Source organism: Corynebacterium sp. KPL2680, assembly GCF_040225675.1.
GTDB lineage: Bacteria > Actinomycetota > Actinomycetes > Mycobacteriales > Mycobacteriaceae > Corynebacterium > Corynebacterium rhinophilum.
In genome coordinates this window covers 18,293-36,796 of the sequence record NZ_JBEHFM010000012.1, presented here as the reverse complement: position 1 = coordinate 36,796, position 18,504 = coordinate 18,293, and the positions used below count along the sequence as shown (strand labels likewise).

Annotated in this window: 17 protein-coding genes and 1 tRNA gene; 13 read left to right on the top strand and 5 right to left on the bottom strand. The window is 62.5% G+C overall.

Translation table 11 applies throughout. The annotated features are described in order from the left end of the window. Genes ssd through ABRP66_RS07365 form a run of 7 tightly spaced genes read left to right on the top strand, consistent with a single transcriptional unit; the run spans position 1 to position 4,588 of the window. Complete coding sequence (gene ssd, locus ABRP66_RS07395) at positions 1-1,071, top strand: septum site-determining protein Ssd (protein WP_349838530.1); 1,071 nt, start codon at positions 1-3, stop codon at positions 1,069-1,071. Next, positions 1,068-2,270: a TadA family conjugal transfer-associated ATPase gene (locus ABRP66_RS07390; protein ID WP_284783213.1), complete on the top strand. Its 1,203-nt coding sequence runs from the start codon at positions 1,068-1,070 to the stop codon at positions 2,268-2,270. The genes ssd and ABRP66_RS07390 overlap by 4 nt, the downstream gene beginning before the upstream one ends. Next, positions 2,263-3,042, top strand: coding sequence for a type II secretion system F family protein (locus tag ABRP66_RS07385; protein ID WP_284785461.1), 780 nt, complete (start codon positions 2,263-2,265; stop codon positions 3,040-3,042). The genes ABRP66_RS07390 and ABRP66_RS07385 overlap by 8 nt, the downstream gene beginning before the upstream one ends. Then, complete coding sequence (locus tag ABRP66_RS07380) at positions 3,039-3,662, top strand: type II secretion system F family protein (RefSeq protein ID WP_284785463.1); 624 nt, start codon at positions 3,039-3,041, stop codon at positions 3,660-3,662. The genes ABRP66_RS07385 and ABRP66_RS07380 overlap by 4 nt, the downstream gene beginning before the upstream one ends. A gap of 58 nt (positions 3,663-3,720) precedes the next feature. Next, positions 3,721-3,924 (top strand): DUF4244 domain-containing protein, encoded by a 204-nt coding sequence (locus ABRP66_RS07375; RefSeq protein ID WP_005276515.1) that lies wholly within the window; start codon positions 3,721-3,723, stop codon positions 3,922-3,924. 33 nt (positions 3,925-3,957) lie between these two features. After that, positions 3,958-4,272, top strand: coding sequence for a hypothetical protein (locus tag ABRP66_RS07370; protein WP_023016597.1), 315 nt, complete (start codon positions 3,958-3,960; stop codon positions 4,270-4,272). Then, positions 4,265-4,588 (top strand): Rv3654c family TadE-like protein, encoded by a 324-nt coding sequence (locus tag ABRP66_RS07365; RefSeq protein WP_237791613.1) that lies wholly within the window; start codon positions 4,265-4,267, stop codon positions 4,586-4,588. The genes ABRP66_RS07370 and ABRP66_RS07365 overlap by 8 nt, the downstream gene beginning before the upstream one ends. Here ABRP66_RS07365 and ABRP66_RS07360 read toward each other — a convergent pair. Further along, complete coding sequence (locus tag ABRP66_RS07360; protein ID WP_349838529.1) at positions 4,585-6,957, bottom strand: DEAD/DEAH box helicase; 2,373 nt, start codon at positions 6,955-6,957, stop codon at positions 4,585-4,587. The two genes, ABRP66_RS07365 and ABRP66_RS07360, sit on opposite strands and share 4 nt — an antisense overlap. 182 nt (positions 6,958-7,139) lie before the next feature. Here ABRP66_RS07360 and ABRP66_RS07355 point away from each other — a divergent pair, with 182 nt between their 5' ends. Then, the gene (locus ABRP66_RS07355) at positions 7,140-7,343 is read left to right on the top strand and encodes a cold-shock protein (protein ID WP_005276524.1); all 204 of its coding nucleotides are present in this window, start codon (positions 7,140-7,142) and stop codon (positions 7,341-7,343) included. A 23-nt stretch (positions 7,344-7,366) separates the two neighbouring features. On the opposite strand, the gene ABRP66_RS07350 is transcribed toward ABRP66_RS07355, so the two are convergent. After that, positions 7,367-7,996 carry a DedA family protein gene (locus ABRP66_RS07350; protein WP_284783204.1) on the bottom strand — a complete coding sequence of 210 codons (630 nt, stop codon included), beginning with the start codon at positions 7,994-7,996 and terminating at the stop codon, positions 7,367-7,369. A gap of 246 nt (positions 7,997-8,242) precedes the next feature. Between ABRP66_RS07350 and topA the strand changes: the two genes are divergently transcribed. Both topA and ABRP66_RS07340 read left to right on the top strand, forming a co-directional pair. Then, a complete protein-coding gene (gene topA / locus ABRP66_RS07345) occupies positions 8,243-11,236 on the top strand; it encodes a type I DNA topoisomerase (protein ID WP_349838528.1) in 2,994 nt (997 codons plus the stop codon). Positions 11,237-11,262: 26 nt separating this feature from the next. Continuing rightward, complete coding sequence (locus ABRP66_RS07340) at positions 11,263-12,000, top strand: hypothetical protein (protein ID WP_349838527.1); 738 nt, start codon at positions 11,263-11,265, stop codon at positions 11,998-12,000. Here ABRP66_RS07340 and ABRP66_RS07335 read toward each other — a convergent pair. Together ABRP66_RS07335 and ABRP66_RS07330 are read right to left on the bottom strand one after the other, a co-directional pair. Then, positions 11,993-13,201, bottom strand: coding sequence for a DUF418 domain-containing protein (locus ABRP66_RS07335; RefSeq protein ID WP_349838526.1), 1,209 nt, complete (start codon positions 13,199-13,201; stop codon positions 11,993-11,995). The genes ABRP66_RS07340 and ABRP66_RS07335 overlap by 8 nt on opposite strands. Continuing rightward, a complete protein-coding gene (locus tag ABRP66_RS07330; RefSeq protein ID WP_349838525.1) occupies positions 13,201-14,733 on the bottom strand; it encodes an adenylate/guanylate cyclase domain-containing protein in 1,533 nt (510 codons plus the stop codon). The genes ABRP66_RS07335 and ABRP66_RS07330 overlap by 1 nt, the downstream gene beginning before the upstream one ends. A gap of 37 nt (positions 14,734-14,770) precedes the next feature. On the opposite strand from ABRP66_RS07330, the gene ABRP66_RS07325 reads away from it, so the two are divergent. The 3 genes from ABRP66_RS07325 (at position 14,771) to ABRP66_RS07315 (ending at position 16,752) form a co-directional block, all read left to right on the top strand. Beyond that, positions 14,771-15,970 (top strand): DNA polymerase III subunit delta', encoded by a 1,200-nt coding sequence (locus ABRP66_RS07325; RefSeq protein WP_284785471.1) that lies wholly within the window; start codon positions 14,771-14,773, stop codon positions 15,968-15,970. A 141-nt stretch (positions 15,971-16,111) separates the two neighbouring features. Beyond that, positions 16,112-16,187 (top strand) — tRNA-Thr (locus ABRP66_RS07320). 88 nt (positions 16,188-16,275) lie between these two features. Continuing rightward, entirely contained in the window at positions 16,276-16,752 is a 477-nt protein-coding gene (locus ABRP66_RS07315) for a hypothetical protein (RefSeq protein ID WP_284770760.1), read from the top strand. Here the strand turns inward: ABRP66_RS07315 and ABRP66_RS07310 are convergent. Further along, entirely contained in the window at positions 16,736-18,358 is a 1,623-nt protein-coding gene (locus ABRP66_RS07310) for an AMP-binding protein (RefSeq protein ID WP_296088657.1), read from the bottom strand. The two genes, ABRP66_RS07315 and ABRP66_RS07310, sit on opposite strands and share 17 nt — an antisense overlap. Between the last annotated feature and the right edge of the window lie 146 nt (positions 18,359-18,504).

Here is an 18,504-nt window from a genome sequence, read left to right as displayed (position 1 = left end):
ATGAATACAGCACACTCTCGCTCCACCATCGTCGTCGCCATTGGCGAGGAAGCCTTGCGCGCCGAGGCGGTCCACGCAGCCGCCGCGACCAGCCACGAGGTTATTACGGTGACCGATCCCCGCGATATTCCGCGCAGCCTCGCCGGGGCCTATACGGTCTTGGTCGATGCGCTCATGGCGCGCGTTATCGCCTCGGCACAAGCCGCACAGACCACGCCCGTCCCGGTGCTTTTTCTCGCCGCGGATCCGGGGCCCATCGATTATGAGGCAGCACTTGCCTGCCATGCGGACCGCGCCTTTATTATCCCCGCGGAAATTAAAGACCTGCTGGCGGCTATTGCACAGGCCGCGCACCCACCGGAGGACCACCTCGGTAGCGCCACCATCGCGGTGGTGGGCGCCAGCGGTGGGGTAGGAGCCTCTACCTTTGCAGCGGCCCTGGCGCGTTCCCACTGCATGGCGGGTGAGCAGGCGCGGGCGCTGCTTATCGATGCCACCGCGCACTCCGGCGGCCTCGATCTCCTCCTCGGCGTGGAAACGGCGCCGGGTGCCCGCTGGCCGGAGCTCAATATTGGCGATGGCAGCATCGATGCCGCCGATCTCTACCGCGCCTTGCCCTCTACCTCCGATGGCATAGCGGTGCTATCCGCAGCGCGCAGTACGGTCAAAGATACCTTCACGCTAGATGCCACGCTCTTGGCGGCGGTGACGTCTGCGGCGCACGCGGGCGAGGGCCTGTGCGTTGTGGATTGCACGGCGGAAAACATCCCGGCTGCCTGCACGCACGTGGTGCTGGTGGTGGCCGCGGAGGTGCGATCGGCAGCGGCGGCCGCACAACTTATCCTGCGACTGGATGAGGCGCGGCGCGACATCGTGGTGGTCCTGCGCCAACGGCAGTGGGCGGCTCTCAGCGCACCCGAGGTAGAAGACATTATCCACCACCGAGTCAGTGCCCAATTGCCCAGCGTGCGCGGGCTCACCCGCAGCATAGAGATCGGTGGACTCCCAGCCCGGCTTCCCGCGGCGCTCGCCAAAACCGTCCGTGCGGTGCGCGAGGAGGTAGGGGTATGAGCGCAGCGATGGATAGCTCGGCCGAGACCATGGAAAAGACCATGGAGAAGATGCAGCGGGTCATTGCCGCCGAGCCGGATCTGGTGCACGACGCCCCTAGCTTGGCCCGGCGGATCCGCGAGGAAGCAGGGGTTATCAGTGATGTCGCCGTGGTGGATCTGCTCCGGCGCTTGCGCCAAGATGCCACCGGCATGGGGCCACTGGATGCCTTATTGGCCCGGCAGGGCGTGACCGATGTCGTGGTCAACGGGCCTGAACACGTCTTTATGGACCGAGGAGAGGGGCTAGAGCGCAGCGATATCACCTTTCGCAACGATGGGGAGGTGCGCCAGCTTGCCTCTCGGTTGGCCGCGGCATCGGGCACGCGGCTTGATGATGCCCAGCCTTTTGCCGATGGCCGCGTCACGCGCCCCGATGGCGTCGTGCTCCGCGTGCATGCCCTTTTAAGCCCACCCGCAGTGGGCGGAACGTGCATTAGCCTGCGCGTATTGCGGCAGGCGCAGACCACCCTGCCGCAGTTGGTGGCCAATGGCACCGTGCCGGAGGACATCGGCCAGCTGCTTGCCGCGATGGTGGACAAGCGATTGTCCTTCCTCGTTATCGGAGGTACCGGTTCTGGCAAGACGACGCTGCTCTCGGCGCTATTGGGAACCGTATCCGAGCGCGAGCGCATCGTGGTCATCGAAGATACGGCGGAGCTATCACCCCACCACCCGCATTGCGTGAGCATCGTCTCGCGCCGGGCAAACGCTGAAGGCAGCGGGGAAATCACCATGGCGCAATTGCTGCGGCAAGCGCTGCGCATGCGCCCAGACCGCATCGTCGTCGGTGAGATTCGCGGCCCAGAGGTAGTCGATCTCCTCGCCGCGCTGAATACGGGCCACGATGGCGGTGCGGGTACCTTGCACGCCAATTCCCTCTTTGAGGTACCCGCCCGCATGGAGGCCCTCGGCGCACTCGGCGGCCTGGACCGCAGCGCCCTGCACTCGCAATTGGCGGCTGCCGTCAACGTGGTGCTCACCATGGAGCGCACGCCACATGGCCGGCGCCTGGCTCATATCGGCGTCTTAGAGGGCAATCCGGTCACCCCGCGCATTGTCTGGAGTGCAACCAAGGGGCCCGCGCCTGGCTTTGCGGGATTCTCGGCCGCGCTGTTGGAGGAACAGCGCGAAGAAGCAGGAGGTCAGGCGGATGCTTAGCTTCTTATTGCTCGCCGCAGCCCTCTTGCTGTCTGCGCCCTCGAGCGCATCCCGCATTGCTGGCAAGGACAGCCGGATAAAGGCCAGCTCCTTGGTCATTTTGGGTGCCGTATTCTGCGGCAGCTTGGTCTTCTTCTCGGTCGGGCGGATAAGTATTGCGGTCGCGGCATCGATAATTGCCTGGTGCGTGTCGTGGTATATCAAGGACATCATGGCCGCCCGCACGCGCCGGCGCAGCCGCGAAGCCCTAGCCGGATACTTCGGGGTCGTCACCGCTGACCTGCGCGCCGGGGCAACCCTTGCAAGCGCGCTATCGCGCGGGGCTGATTCCCTTCCCTCGACGACGCCCCGGGATATGAGCGCGGCCTTAGAATCCACCGCTACCGCGGCGGCGCGCGGTGCACCCCCGCACGTGGCGCTCTCTGGCTCCCATGCGGATGCAGAACTTACCCGGCTGGGCCACCTGCTCGAATTATCCACACAGCACGGCATCGCGGTGGCAAGCCTCTTTGAGCAGGCCCAAAGCAGGATGGATGCCCTGCGCCGCCACCACCAATCCACCGCGGCCGGGCTGCAAGGACCCCAAGCTACAGCCACGGTCTTGGCCTGCCTTCCCATCGCGGGCATCGCCATGGGCGGGGCGATGGGTGCTAATTCGCTTGGCTTCTTGCTCGGCGGCGGATTGGGCGGAATCCTGCTGGTCATCGGGGTGGGGCTTGCCTGCGGCGGCTTTGCCTGGTCCCGCGTCATCATCAGGAAGGCGGCACCATGATGGCCTTTATTTGCTTAGCGCTGGCCGTGCTCGTTGGGCTGCCGGCCACCAAGGGGCGGCTGGGACCTTCTACGGCACAAAACACAGCGCAGCACACGGCGAAGACCCCGCGCGCCGGCCCAAGAAAGCTCAATGGCGCAACAGTGCGCGGGGGATTGATGAGCAAACTCCAGCCCTCTAGCACCGTGGATCCACTCCTCGTGGCCGGGGATATCGAACTTTTCGCAGCTTGCCTGAGTGCGGGCCTGACGGTGCACGCCGCTGCTACGGCGGTCGCGCGTACGGCAGAGGCCGATACCCAGCACTTGTGGGAGACGGTATCCGCGCTCCTGGGAGTTGGCGTGCCCACGGAATCTGCATGGGACCACATGAAGGGCCATGCGGGACTAGAGGACGTGGCGGGGCTTGTCATCTTATCGGGCCAATCCGGCGCCACCATAGCCGCCGGATGCACGCGAATCTGTACTTCTTTGCGCGCCGAAGCATCTGCTCACGCTACGGCTAAAGCAGAGCGCGCAGGAGTATTCATTGCCCTCCCGCTGGCGGTGTGCTTCCTGCCAGCATTCATCGTTCTAGGCCTCGCGCCCGTAGTGATCAGCTTGGGCGCGCAGCTTTTCTAGATGCACCATTTTTCACTTCTACTCAACCACCACACCTTATAAGAAAGGACTTCCCATTATGTCTGCACTATTTATTAAGTACTCCCAGCTCACCCGCGCCCTCGTCCGCAACGATGAGGGGATGAGCACCATTGAATACGCCATGGGATCGCTTGCGGCTGCGGCACTTGCCGGCGTGCTGTACATGGTCATTAACGGCGGCGGCGTGGTCGATGCCATCGAGGGAATCATCACCGATGCGCTGTCGAATACCCCGAGCTAACCGGGCGCACTAGAACACAAGAAAGGAGGAATCATGCGCACGGTAGTCGATGACGATGGTTCCGTGACCATCGAAGCCGCCCTGGCATTAAGCTCCCTCGTCCTCGTGGCGGCGGGCATTATCGGTGCGATCGCGACGATGGCGTCCTATATCGCGGCGGTGGACATGGCGGGCGCGGCGGCTAGGTCGCACGCCATCGGCGTCGAGTACCAACCGGCCCGCGAGGATGCCCGGGTAAGCGTGCAGGAAAGCGCGGGGCTTATCAGGGCATCGGTAAGCGTCGATGCTCCCATCGGCACCATGAGCGCGGAAGCGGTCTTTCCCGCGGAGGTGGCCGGCAATGACTAGCAAACTCCGCGGTGAGGACGGGTACGCCACCATCGCCGCCACCGGAATCATCGTCGCCATCATCAGCTTATTGCTGGTCATCGCGGCGGTGGGGTCTCGCGTGACCGCGCGCCACGAAGCGCAGGTAGCCGCGGACCTTGCCGCCGTGGCCGGCGCGTGGGCCTTGGCCACCGGCAAGGATGCGTGTGCGGCCGCAGAAAGCACCGCGCGGGATAACGGCGCGAGCCTCGAGGAATGCACCGACAATGCGCCCGATATCATCGCCGTTGCCGCGGTGCGCGGCCAGAGCGCCACGGCCAAGGCGGGCCCTGTTTAAACCGCGGACTCCTGCGTCATGGTGACGAGCTCGCCGAGCAGCTTGATGGCACCGTCCTTGCTTAGTGGGTTATTGCCGTTGCCGCACTTGGGCGATTGCACGCACGATGGGCACCCGGCCTCGCAGGGGCAGGAGCGCACCGCCTCAAAGGTGGCCGCGATCCACTCGGGGAAGCGGCGAAAGCCTTCTTCGGCAAACCCGGCGCCGCCGGGGTGGCCGTCGTAGACAAAGACGGTGGGAAGCTGCGTATCCGCGTGCAATGCGGTGGATACGCTGCCGATATCCCAGCGGTCGCAGGTAGCGATAAGCGGCAACAGCCCAATGGCGGCGTGTTCGGCCGCATGGAGGGTGCCGGGGATATCGGCGGCGGTAATGCCCATCGCAGAAAGCGCCAGCGGGTCGATGGTATAAGCCACGGCGCGGGTGGTCAGCCGCTGTTCGGGGAGATCGAGGGGGATATCGTCGCCGATGGTGCCATTGGCAAGCCGCACCTGGTACCCGGTGACGCGGTCGGTGACCTCGACCTCCACGTCCGCCACCCACAGGCCCGGGGAATAATTGACCAGGTTATCGGCCTCGCGCACGATGCGAATATCCGTAGTAGAGCGCGGGGTGGTCGAATACTCGGGGGTCTCCGGGCGGGCGAGTGCCACATAATCGGATAGGAGGAGCTCCTCGATGACAAAACTTTCGCCCTGGTGCAGGTAGACCGCGCCGGGGTGGACCTGGCTGGTCGCGCGCGCTGCATCGATGGTGCCCAGTAGCCGCCCATCGGAGGCATCCACGATCATGACCTCCTCGCCCGCCCCGCCGCGCAGCGATACCGCCGAGTGGGCGGTCTCCGGGGAGAGCTCTTCCGCGCTGGAGGCGGGAATGGGTACGGCAAACCACCCGCGCTCGCGGCGGCGCACGAGGCCCTGCTCTGCAAGCTGGTGGATGACATCGCTGGCACCCCACTCAGCAATGGTGGCATCATTCAGCGGCTTTTCCACCGCCGCGCAGTAGAGATGGCCAAAGAGGATATAGGGGTTCGTGGGGTTGAACACGCTCGCTTCCACCGGCTTGCCCAAGAGCGCATCGGGGTGGTGCACCAGGAAAGTATCCATGGGCTCATCGCGGGCGACGAGCACCACGAGCGAGCCTTGCCCGCGCCGGCCCGCGCGCCCGGCTTGCTGCCAAAAACTGGCCACCGTGCCAGGAAATCCGGCGGTGACCACGGCATCGAGCCCGCCAACGTCGATGCCCAGCTCGAGGGCGGAGGTGGTGGCGACGCCTAATAGGGAGGCATCGTCAAGCGCCTGCTCCAACCGGCGGCGGTCCTCGGCCAGGTAGCCGGCGCGGTAGGCGGCGATGCGCTGCGCGAAATCCGGCCGGCCCAAACTGCCGGAAAGGGTCTCGGCGGCTACCATCGCCACGACCTCGGCGGAGCGGCGGGAGCGCACAAAGGTCATGGTCCGGGCGCCTTCCGCGATGAAGGTTGCCATCATCTCGGCGGCCTCCGTGGTGGCCGCGCGCCGCACGGGGGCGCCGTGCTCGCCCTCTGCGCCCTCCAAGAACCCAGGCTCCCAGAGCGCGACCGTGCGCGCGCCGGTGGGGGCGGAATCCTCAGTAATCGCGTGCGCCGGGCGGCCGGTGAGGCGTTCGGCATGCCGGGCCGGGTCATTCATGGTTGCGGAGGCATAAATGATGGTGGGACGCGATCCATAATGCCGGCACAGGCGGAGCAAGCGGCGCAGAACCAGGGCCACATTGGCGCCGAATACGCCCCGGTAGGAATGGCATTCATCGATGACGATGAACTCCAGGTGGCGCAGCACCCGCGCCCACCGCGCGTGCGCGGCCAGCATGGACATGTGCACCATATCGGGATTGGAAAACACCAGGCGCGAATGCTCGCGCACGCCCGCCCGCGACTCCTGGGGCGTATCGCCGTCGTAGGGCGCGGGCACCACGTTCTTGAGCTCCGGAATCCCGCGGCACAGCTCAAGCGCGGACTGCAGCTGGTCCGATCCGAGGGCCTTGGTGGGGGTGAGGTAGAGCGCGCACGCGGTCTGATCCTTTGCCAGCCGGGTGAGGATGGGCAGCTGGTAGCCCAAAGACTTTCCGGACGAGGTGCCGGTGGAAATTACTGCGTCACGGCCCTGCCACGCGCATTCGGCGAGCTCGGCCTGGTGCGCATAGAGCTTGCCGATGCCCCCATCTACCACCTGCTCCTTCAACCCCGGCAGCACCCACTCTGGCCATTCGGCGTAGCGCGCCCGCTTTGCCGGGAGCGTGGTGTGAAACGTCAGGGTGGACTCAGAAAGGCGCCGTTGAATGAGGTCTAGGAGCTCTTCACCAATGGGGTTGTTGCCCGCCGGGTGAGACAATTTTTTTACCCCCTTGTGAGTTAAATCTATCGCTTTGGCGTGGAACGTGTCACACTGTTGACAGGCCAATGTTGTCTTGGTGCGGTTTTATACTTCACGGTACTGCTCGAGGACCCATTTACCGAATAACTACCGGCGCGGCAATGCGCGCTACCTCTTTAAGAAAAGGAACTCAGTTCACCATGACACAAGGAACCGTTAAGTGGTTTAACTCCGAAAAGGGATACGGCTTCATCGAGCGCGAGGACGGCGGCGGAGACATCTTCGTGCACTACTCCGAGATTCAGGGCAGCGGTTTCCGCACCTTGGAAGAAAACCAGAAGGTCAGCTTCGAGGTTGGATCCGGTCCGAAGGGCGACCAGGCGCAGGCCGTTTCCATTCTCTAACGCCCTCTAGGGTTTTAAGCGCCCTAGGGCGTTTCGGCGTAGCCGCGGCGGGTATCCCACCACTCCGTGATGCTGTTTTGGGCTTTTTGTAGTCCGAAGCCGATGAATACGGCGGCGATAATGCTGATAACCATCGCAAACAGTGGGGTATCGGAGAACGCCATGCCGCCCACATAACCAATGGCCAAGGCTTGGAATACCCAGAGCATCACGCCAATGGTGTCGAAGAAGAGGAAGACCGGCCAGGGAAAGCGCATTGACCCTAGCAAAATGGTCATAAAGAGCCTGGCCGAGGGGATAAAGCGGGCAATGATAATGGCCGCGCCACCGCCGCGGCGTACATTGCGTTTTACCCAGGTGAGGGCCTCGTAGGCCTTCGTTCCTTTTTGAATGCGGTTAAGCAATGGCATAAACCGCGTGCCCAGTAAGAAACACAGGTTATCACCCAACATGGCTGCTACCAGCGCCACAAAGAACATGGTGGGTAGGTGTGGAAATCCCTGCGAACCGGCCCAAGCGCCGACCATATTCAGCGGGATTTCAGAGGGGAGTACTGGAAAGAAACAGTCCCCGAAAATGAGCAGGCCCACGATTGGATAAACCCACTCCGTGCCCATGATGGCTTCAATCCACATCGTTACTGTGTCAACCATCTAATCCTCCACGGGGTGTGTTGTGGGTGTGCTATCGTCCCCAACAATGCTTTCACAGCTGCTGGACTTTCTAAAAAGGTCAGTATAGACCGGTTCGGTGGGGGTGCGAAGCGCCCCCTACAAAGCCTTTTGGTGTTACCGAGTATATGGTGCGAAGAACGGTATAAACCACCTGTGTACGCTAAGGGCGATTGCTGAAAGCGCACAAATTTTAATGTTCGCATCATCGAAAGGGATGAAGTCGAAGTGGCAGAAGCGGCCGAGCCGGGCAAAACTTTAGTGATTGTGGAGTCGGCAACTAAGGCGAAGAAGATCCAGCCGTACCTGGGAGATAACTACATCGTGGAGGCCTCCGTAGGGCATATCCGCGATCTCCCGCGGGGCGCTGCCGACGTGCCGGCGAAGTTCAAGAAAGAATCTTGGGCCCGCTTGGGTGTTAACCCGGAAGATGATTTCGCCCCGCTCTACGTCGTCAGCCCGGATAAAAAGAAGAAGGTCGCTGACCTCAAATCCAAGCTGAAGCAGTGCGATAACCTTTTGCTGGCAACAGACCCGGACCGCGAAGGCGAGGCCATTGCTTGGCACCTATTGGAGGTTTTAAAGCCCAAGGTGCCGGTGCGCCGCATGGTCTTTAATGAGATCACAAAGTCCGCCATCTTGGAGGCGGCGGAAAACACCCGCGACTTGGACTATGACCTTATTGATGCCCAAGAAACCCGCCGCATCCTCGACCGCCTCTACGGCTACGAAGTCTCGCCCGTGCTGTGGAAGAAGGTCATGCCGCGGCTTTCGGCCGGGCGCGTGCAGTCGGTGGCCACGCGGGTCATCGTCGAGCGCGAGCGCGAGCGCATGGCGTTTATCTCCGCCGATTACTGGGATTTGCTCGCCACCCTGGACGCGGGGGCGGGCAGCGGCGAGGGCCCGTCGGCCTTTGACGCGCGCCTGACCGCCGTTAATGGCAAGCGCGTGGCTGTGGGCCGTGATTTCGACGATCGCGGAAACGTGAAGACCAAGGACGTCATCGTCATCACCCAGCCGCAGGCGGAGGCCTTGGAAAAGGCCCTGCAGGGCGCGGGCATGACCGTGTCCGGGGTAGAACACAAGCCCTATACCCGCAAGCCTTATGCGCCGTTTATGACCTCGACGCTGCAGCAGGAGGCGGGCCGGCGCCTGCACTTTACCTCTGAGCGTACGATGCGCATTGCACAGCGCCTTTACGAAAACGGCCACATTACGTATATGCGTACGGACTCCTCTTCGCTGTCTAAGCAGGGTTTGAACGCCGCGCGCAGCTCCGCCACCAGCATTTATGGCGAAGAATACGTCTCGGATTCCCCGCGCGTTTATGACCGCCGCGTCAAAAACTCGCAGGAAGCGCACGAGGCGATCCGCCCCGCCGGTGAGTCCTTTGCCACCCCGGGCCAGCTGTCTAGCCAGCTGGATGCGGAGGAATTTAAGCTCTATGACCTGATTTGGAAGCGCACCGTGGCCTCGCAGATGGCCGATGCTAAGGGCACCTCCATGAAGGTGGCCGTGGCTGGCACCGCGACCACGGATAACGGCACCTATGACGTCGAGTTCTCCGCAACCGGCCGCACCATTACCTTCCCGGGTTTCTTGAAGGCTTACGGCGCCGACGAGGATACGAGCAAGAAGAGCGAGAACCGCCTGCCGCACCTGGAGGAGGGCCGCGATCTGAAGGCCGAAGAGGTATCGGCAGAAGGCCACTCCACCAACCCGCCGGCGCGCTATACAGAAGCGAGCCTGGTGAAAAAGATGGAAGACTTGGGCATCGGGCGCCCGTCGACGTATGCCTCCATCATCAAGACCATCCAAGACCGCGGTTACGTGGTCTCGCGCGGCAACGCCCTAGTGCCTTCGTGGGTAGCCTTCGCCGTCGTGGGCCTCTTGGAAGAAAACTTCACCGAGCTGGTGGATTATGACTTCACCTCGTCCATGGAAGATGAGCTGGACTCGATTGCCACCGGAACGGAGGATGGCACGGACTGGCTGAACGGCTTTTACTTTGGCAACGCTGAGGCCAACGAGCACAAGGCGGCCTCCATCGCGCGGCATGGCGGGCTGAAATCGCTTATCGATGTCAACCTCGAGGCCATCGATGCCCGCAAGGTCAACTCGCTGAAGCTCTATACCGATTCGGAGGGCCGCGAGGTCTTCGTGCGCGTCGGCCGCTACGGGCCCTATATCGAGCGCGCGATCGGCACCAACGAGGACGGCAGCGTGGAATATCAGCGCGCCAACCTCTCTGAAACCGTGACCCCGGACGGGCTGAATGAACAGCTGGCGGAAAAGCTCTTCGCCACCTCGCAGGGCGGGCGCCAGCTGGGCGAGAATCCCGAAAACGGCCGCATGGTGGTGGCGAAGGAAGGCCGCTTTGGCCCCTATGTCACCGAGGTCGTCCGCGATGATGAGCGGGAAAAGGCCGAGGCGGAGGCCTTGGAGATCGTCGCGAAGGAGCGCGCAGAAGAGGATAAGCAGCGCGCCGAGGAAGGCAAGCGCGCCAAGAATTGGGAGACCAAGACGGCCGCGAAGCAAAAGGAAAAGCGCATCAATGACTACATTGATGAGAAGCTGAAGCCGGGCACGGCCTCGCTCTTTAGCTCGATGGAGCCGCTGACCGTCACGCTGGAACAGGCCCTTGAGCTGCTGTCCCTGCCGCGCGAGGTGGGCGTGGACGACGGGGAGATGATCACTGCCCAAAACGGCCGCTACGGCCCCTACCTGAAGAAGGGATCGGATTCGCGCTCGCTGGCTAAGGAAGAGCAGATCTTTAGCATCACCTTGGATGAGGCCCACCGCATTTATGCGGAGCCGAAGCGCCGTGGCCGCGCGGCCGCACAGCCGCCGCTCAAGCAACTCGGCGATAATGACGTCTCGGGCAAGCCTATGACCGTTAAGGATGGCCGCTTCGGCCCGTACGTTACGGACGGCACCACCAATGCGTCCCTGCGCCGCGGCGACGATCCGGAGCAGCTTACCGATGCCCGCGCCAACGAGCTCCTTTCCGAGCGCCGCGCCAAAGAGGCCTCTGGGGAGACGAAGAAGAAGTCTTCTAAGAAGAGCACAAAGAAGTCGACCAAGAAATCGACGAAGAAGGCGACCAAGAAGTCCAGCAAGAAGGCCACTAAGAAGGGCGCGAAGAAGGCGGCTAAGAAATCCAGCTCGAAGCCTTCGCCCGGCACGAAGAACGTGGTGAAGGCCGGCTCGCGGAAGAAATAAGCGAAGAAATTAGTAAGGTGGCGGGCATGAATGATTTTCTTGCCCGCACCGAGGAAGGCGCCGCGGCCTTGACCCGCGCGGTGTCCGAAACCTTTGCCGATGTCACCGACCCAGCCCGGCGCACGCCGCGGGGCTGGCGGCGTTTCGCGTACCTGGCGCTTGGTGAATCCACGGTATGGGCCCGCCTCTTTGGCTGGAAGAAGGCCCACACCATCACAAGCGCGCCGCTTTTGCCCCTTTTGGCGGCGGAGGCGCAAAACCCCACCCTGAGCCCCGCACTGCTGGTCGGCGCGGTGGGCCAGGTGGAAAAGTCGCGCCGCTTGCACCGCCCCTCCCTCCTTGGGGTGGCAGGCGTTACCGCTAGCCACGCGGCGTATTCGTGGGTGCTTTATCGGCGCGGCGCGCGCAACGATGCCCGCGGTTGGGGCCTGCGCGCCATGGCGTGGGCGGCGGCGCTCGTCGCCACGCGCAAGCAGCCCACTCGGACCGCGGTAGCGGTGGGCGGCGCGGCGGTGCTGACCACCTCGGCGCTGGCGGGCGATCCGCGCCTGCGCACCGATGCGACGAAGGGCTTGAGCCACGGCGCCAATCTCTTGGTCGCGGCGGAAGGCCTGACTGCGCTGCGAGCGCGAATAGCAGCAGCCGGGTCTCAGAAGGACAAGAAACATGCCAAGCCCTCGAAGGCGGCCAGAGCAGTGGGCGCGGCGGAGGCTGGTGCCTTGGCCCTCGGGCACTTCCTGCTAGTCGATGCCCTGTCTAGGTAAGGCCCTGCCTAGGCAAGCTCCGCTCCGGCTGCATGCTCGGGCCATAAGACAGCCGGCGGTGCACCACCTCGAAGGGCCCGCGCAGGCCCAGCGCTTCGAGCACGCACGCGCCAATCACGGTGACCAGCCACACGCCGCAGGCGAGCCCGGCTTGGCCGAAGGCTCCTAAGTCGTGGCCGTAGTCCAGCGTGAAGGGGTGCACGATAAGGAAAAACAGCATCGACTGGCCCACATAACCACTCATGGATCGTTTCCCCAGCGCGACGAAGGGCCACAAGAGCGCGGGCACGGAGGCACCGGCGGCTAGGCGCTCTTGCACGGGCTGCAAGATAAGGGCGAGCCCGGCGAGGATTCCCGGCCCGGTTAGCACGCCGAGGGTGGAATTGGCGCTACTGGCCGCGCTTGCCCAGCGCTGATCGATGACCCCGAGGGTGCCCAAGGACCACAGCGTGCCAATGACCAGCGTGACGGCGGCGGCGATGGCCACCCAGCGCAGGAGTTGGGGGCGGTGAGAGGGGACATCGGCAAGCACGCCCTCGCGCGCCCACACAAAGCCCACCAGCATTACTGGTAGGTACATCAGCACGATGAGCGGGGCGGAGATGATCTGCGCGCCTAGGGTGAGAAGCTGGCTGAGCAGCAGGTCACCGTAGGAATTTACCGTGCCAATGGCATCGACAGGGATATCGAGCCCGCCGTCAACCGCGGAGAAAATAAACGCGGCGATGCCGAGCACCGTCAGCACCCCAAGAGCGATATAAGAAATCTTGCGCAGCGTAGAATTATGCAGCGTGAGCAGCAGGGCAATGACTATGCCCGCTACGCCGTAGACAAACATGATATCGCCCCAAAACAGCAGCACCATGTGCACCGCGCCTAAAAGCGCGAGGAAGCCATAGCGCTTGGCGATGACCCTCCTCGCTTCTCCCAGCGGAAATCCCCGCCGCCACAGGCTCATCGCAATAAGCCCCACGCCGAAGCCCAGCAGGGTAGAAAACATGGGCAGGCCGCGGTTGTGCACGAAGAAAGCACCGAAGACGACGGCGATTTTATCGAGCACACTGTCATCGAGGATGCCGCCGAAATACGCGCCCGGGCGATTCTCGGTGATGATCCACGCGGTGGTCATATTCGCTATCGCGATGCCTAAAAGCGCCATTCCGCGCGCCGCGTCGGGCACGATGAGGCGGGTGCTGGCCATTAGATTTCGCACCTTTCTGCCAGGCTGGCGCGGATGGGGCGCGCCAGCTGGGTCATGCGGCGGCGCCCGCGCAGCTCGATGGATTTCATGACGGTCCAGCGGGCCTGCTCGGCCTCGTTGGCGGTCTTTAAGGTAGCAGCGTTGGTCAGGACCTGGCCGGGGGTGTCCTTGGCCATTTCGGTCAGGCGGGCGGCCTCGTTAACGGCATCGCCGATGACGGTGTACTCGAAGCGATCCGCGCCGCCGATGTGGCCTGCCACCACGTGGCCGGAGGCGACGCCGATGCCGGCCTGCAGCTCGAGCCCGCGCAATTCCCCGCGCAGCTCGCGGGCGGCCTGCAGCGCCATCGAAGTCGAGTCGTACACGTTGAGCGGCGCGCCAAAGACGGCGAGGGCGGCATCGCCTTGGAACTTATTGATGATGCCCTTATTGCGGTGCACCACCGTCACGACGTGCTCGAAGAATTTATTGAGCTCCGTGACCACTTCTTCGGGGGAGTGGTTGACCGCGAAGGTGGTGGAACCGATGACATCGATGAACAGCACCGCGACCTTCCGATCCTCCCCGCCCAATTCGGGGCGCTCATCAAGGGCGCGCTGGGCCACCTCGGTGCCCACGTAGCGGCCGAAGATATCGCGGACGCGTTGGCGCTCGCGCAGCCCGCGCATCATCTCATTAAATCCCGCCTGCAGGACGCCGAGCTCGGATCCATCGTAGATATCGACCTCGGCATCGGACTCGCCGCGGCGCACGCGGTTGATCGCATCCTGCAATTCCACGATGGGATCGACCACGCTCATGATGGCGAAGCTGGTGCCGATAAACCCAGTGGCCAAGGCCGTGAGGGCCAGTGCCACGATGGCCGGGATGATTTCGCTGGTATCGCCGGAGAAGAGCCCGGTGTGCTGCCCCAGCAGCACCAACACGATGCCGAGTAGCGGCACCCCGGAGGTCATCAGCCAGGTCGAAAAGAGGCGATACTTGATGGGCGGTTCGACGGTGGAATCTTCAAAGCGGCGGGCGACGGCCTGCGCGGCGACGGGCCGCACGAGGCGCTCTGCCTGCAGGTAGGTCAAGATGATGACCACTAGGCCCGCCAGGGTGGTGGAGACCCCCACGACGAGTCCGAGACGCCCGGACTGCCCGCTGGAGATAACCACCGTCAGGATAATGCCGATGAGCCAGACCGCGGCCGCGACCAGGGATTGGTACACAGGGATGCGCAGTACGAGGGTGCGCACCATATTTGGATCGTGCGCATCGGGATTGCGCTGCCAGTCCAGCACGGGGCGGAAGAGCAGCAGGGTAGCGGCGATGCCGATGATGACGGCAAAGATGAGGTAGACCGCCGCCACGCCCTTGAGGTTGGGCAGCTCGGCGGCAAAGTCCTCGATTTCCGGCATGGGCAGGAAATAGAGGATGAAGGTCATGATCGCGATGGCGCCGATGAGATTGGCGCCCAAGACCAAGGCAGCGTATACCGGCCATTGGGTTCCCATAAGCCAACGAGCGCCACGCAATAGTCTGTTCATAACTACTTACTGTAGTAAGACCAGTAGGCTAGAGCGAGTGAATACGGGAAGCGTTGCGCAACGATTGGCAGATACCCCAGGTGTGGCCCGCACTATCTTGGGTGCCGCGCGGGCGGCGCGGGGGATGCCGGGGGCAGATCCGCGGGCGATGAGCCATTCCTGGCTCTTTACCGGCCCGCCCGGTTCGGGGCGTTCCTTGGCCGCAATCGATTTCGCGGCCGCGCTCATGTGCACGGATCCGGAGGAACCGGGCTGCGGAAAATGCGAGGCCTGCCGCGCCGTGCTAGGCACCAAGCAGCACACGGACCTGGTCTTGGTGGACCCGCAGGAGGTCATCATCCCGGTGGATACGGTGCGAGAGGTCATTGGGCGCGCCGCGAGCCTGCCCACGGTCGCCCCGTGGCGCGTGGTGATCTTCAATAACGCGGATCGCCTCAACAATAACGGCGCCAACGCGCTGCTCAAGACGGTGGAGGAGCCGCCGGAGCGCACCGTGATTATCATGTGCGCGCCTTCCGATGCCCCCGAGGATTTCTCCCAGACCCTGCGCTCGCGCTGCCGGCACCTGTACATCCCCTCGCCGTCGGTGGACAATATCGTTGCCCAGCTGGTGAGCGAAGGCGCCTCGGATCACGATGCCCGCCTCGCCGCCGTCACTTCCCTGCGCCACGTGGGCAGGGCGCGCCACTTGGTGGCAGAGCCGACGGTGCAAAAACGCCGCGCTGTGGCCATCAACCTGGCCGAGGACATCTTCCACGAATCCCAGGGCTTTCAGGCGGTGACCTCGCTTCTCAAGCTGGTGGATGCGGACGCGAAGGAATCGCACAAGGAGGAAGAAGAAGCGGAGCTGGCCAAGCTGGAAAATACCTTTGGCGTGGGCGCGAAGGGCAAGGGCGCGGCGAAGGCGCAGCGTGATGCCCGCTCCGCCATCAAGGACCTACAAGAACAGCACAAGAAGCGGGCGAAGCGACGGGTCATCGATAACCTCGACCTAGTGCTCGTCGATCTCTCCGGAATTTACCGCGACGCGCTGATGACAAAGGTGGGCGCGCAGGTGGAGATGACCCACCCGGATTTCGCGGGGCTATCTGGCGAGCTGGCGCAGCGGGTGAACGAGGAGGGCCTCTTGGAGTGCCAGTCCGCCATTTCTTATTGCCGCGAGCAGCTGACCCAGAACGTAGGTACGCAGATTGCCTTCGACGGCTTGGTGGGCAGGCTGCGGCGGGCCTGCCTTTAGCGCTGGGGGCTGTCTAGTACCGGGACCGTCGCTAGTATCGGGCCGGAGTTTAACACCGGCCCGCCAAAAACCAGGCCTAGGCACCGATTTCTTTTCCGCGCCACCCCTGCGATAGAATCGCCAGTGCTGCTTAAGTAGCGCGCCGCCTTAGCTCAGTCGGTAGAGCATTTCACTCGTAATGAAAAGGTCGCGAGTTCGATTCTCGCAGGCGGCTCCATTTTTATCTGTGCGGGTTTCTTCCTTAATGTAAACTCTCTTTCAATTGAAGCAGGCCATATGGCCTTGATGAGGGAGCAGACGATACATTGCTTATTGCTACCGTCGCAGCAGAAATTCTCTTTTGGGCGTGCCTCATTCTGGGTGGTGTTCTCCGCTACATCGTTAAGGCCCCAAGAATTGGACTGGCATTTTTTATCGCTACGCCAATTATTGACATAGTCCTGTTAATTTTCTCATTTTTCACCATGCATAATGATGGCGAAGCGGGATTCATGCACGGTTTCGCAGCTTTTTATATCGCATTTTCGCTGGTCTTTGGCGGCGATATCATACGCGCAGTTGATCGGAAACTCAGCGGGAAGTCGAAAACCGAGTCTGGGAATCAGTCCGATAATAATTTAAGAAAATCCGTATATGCCAGTGCGGTGACGGCTGCGATCCTTATAGTTAGCATCGCGGTGGTAGGGCTAGACGGCAGCTTCTGGTTGATTTATTGGCTTGTTGCCGTGCTCTTTACCCCACCGATGTGGTGGGGCATTGAAAAATTTAGTCGCCGTGCTTAAGCAGGCGCGGAACCACCTTGCCGGTGGCATTGCGCGGCAGCTTGGATAGGAAATGCACGTCGCGGGGCACGGAGTGCTCGGCGAGCTTATCGTGCACCCAGGCGCGGATGGCATCGGCAGTCAGATCGCGGCCGGCGGCATCGGCAGTAGGCACCGCCCAGACGGCGATGCGGCTGAAGGTCTCGCTATCCTCCACGCCACACGCATGCACCTCATCGATGCCGGGCATGGCTTCGAGCACCTCGGTCACGGACTGGGGGTGGACATTCTCGCCGCCCACGATGATCATGTCATCGGCCCGGCCCACGACGTGGAGGAAGCCCTGCTTGTCGATGTACCCCAGATCGCCGATCGACAGCAACCCATCGACCCGATTGAGCTTGAGCTTGGGGTTGGTATAGCCGGTCATGGCGGTGGAATTGGTGAGGTAGATTTCGCCCACCTCGCCGCGGGGAACGGGGTGGCCCTCCTTATCGAGGATGCGCAGCTTGGTGCCATTGGCCACCTTGCCCACCACATCGGGGTTTTCTGCGACCTGTTCCATCGTGGCCGTTGAGGCAAGCGCCAGCTCCGTGGAACCATAAACATTGCAGAGGATGGGGCCGAAGCGCGCATTAGTGTCCTTGACCACCTGCGGGGTAAGGGCATTGCCGGCAGAGGCTATGAAGTTCAGGCTCGAGGTATCGAAAGCGCCCTCGGGATCGTGATCCACCAAGCGCTTGAAAAAGATGGGGGAGGAGAGCATGCCGTCGAGGCGGTAGCGTTGGACATCATCAAGCACCTGCTCCGGTTCAAAAACGCGGCGGGTGACGATGGTATTGCGCAGCCCCAAGGCGATATTGATGCAGGCCCAGCCCCAGGTGTGGAAGATGGAGGCCGTCATCTGCACGCGCTGATCGGCGCGCCACGGGATATTGCCCACGATGGAGGCGAGTACGACCGGCAAGGTCGGCTCGGGGCGCACGATGCCCTTGGGGATGCCGGTCGTGCCGGAGGACATCAGCACGATGGGGCCGTGCTTGGGAAAGGCGGGCAGCACGATATCCATGGGATTCTTCACGATCTTATCGAGCGTGGGTAGATCGCTCGCCCCCGTATCGTGGGCGATAATGACCGGAATATCGAGGTTGGGATCGACGCGATCGATGAATTCATCATCGATGACGAGGACGTTAATGCCATTTTCTTCGATGCAGCCGGCGAGCTGCTCTGGGGAAGAACCGACATTGAGTAGGTAGATCCCGGCACCGGCGTAGCCCTTGGCGCCCAAAGGAATGATGATGCCGCGGCCGTTGCGGGCCATGACGCCGAGCCGGATTTCCGGCAGCTCCAAGGACTCTAGGTAGCGGGCGAAATTCTGCGCGTGGGATCGCAGCTGGCGGTAGGTGAGGGTGCCATCGTCATCGATAAGCGCGAGGCGATCGGGGCAGGTTAAATAGGCCTGCTCGATTTCGCGCGCCGTGGTGAAGCGGTAACGCGCGAGGTTGGGCAGGAGCTTGAGCTGCCCGCCAAGCCCGCCTTGCCGGGTGATAAGCCCTGACTTGAAGAGGGCAGGAAAGAACTGGCTGAGCGCGGAGGCGTGGAAGGGAACATCAGACAATTTCATGGAAGAGAAAGCTCCGAAAAGAGAAGATAACGAAAATATAACTACGAACGATATCGTCAGAAGAAAAGATAGTGTTGCTTTTAACTCGAAAAATGTTACCAGAGTGACTAATATACACTTAAGTTACAAGGTGTGAAGAAAAGGTC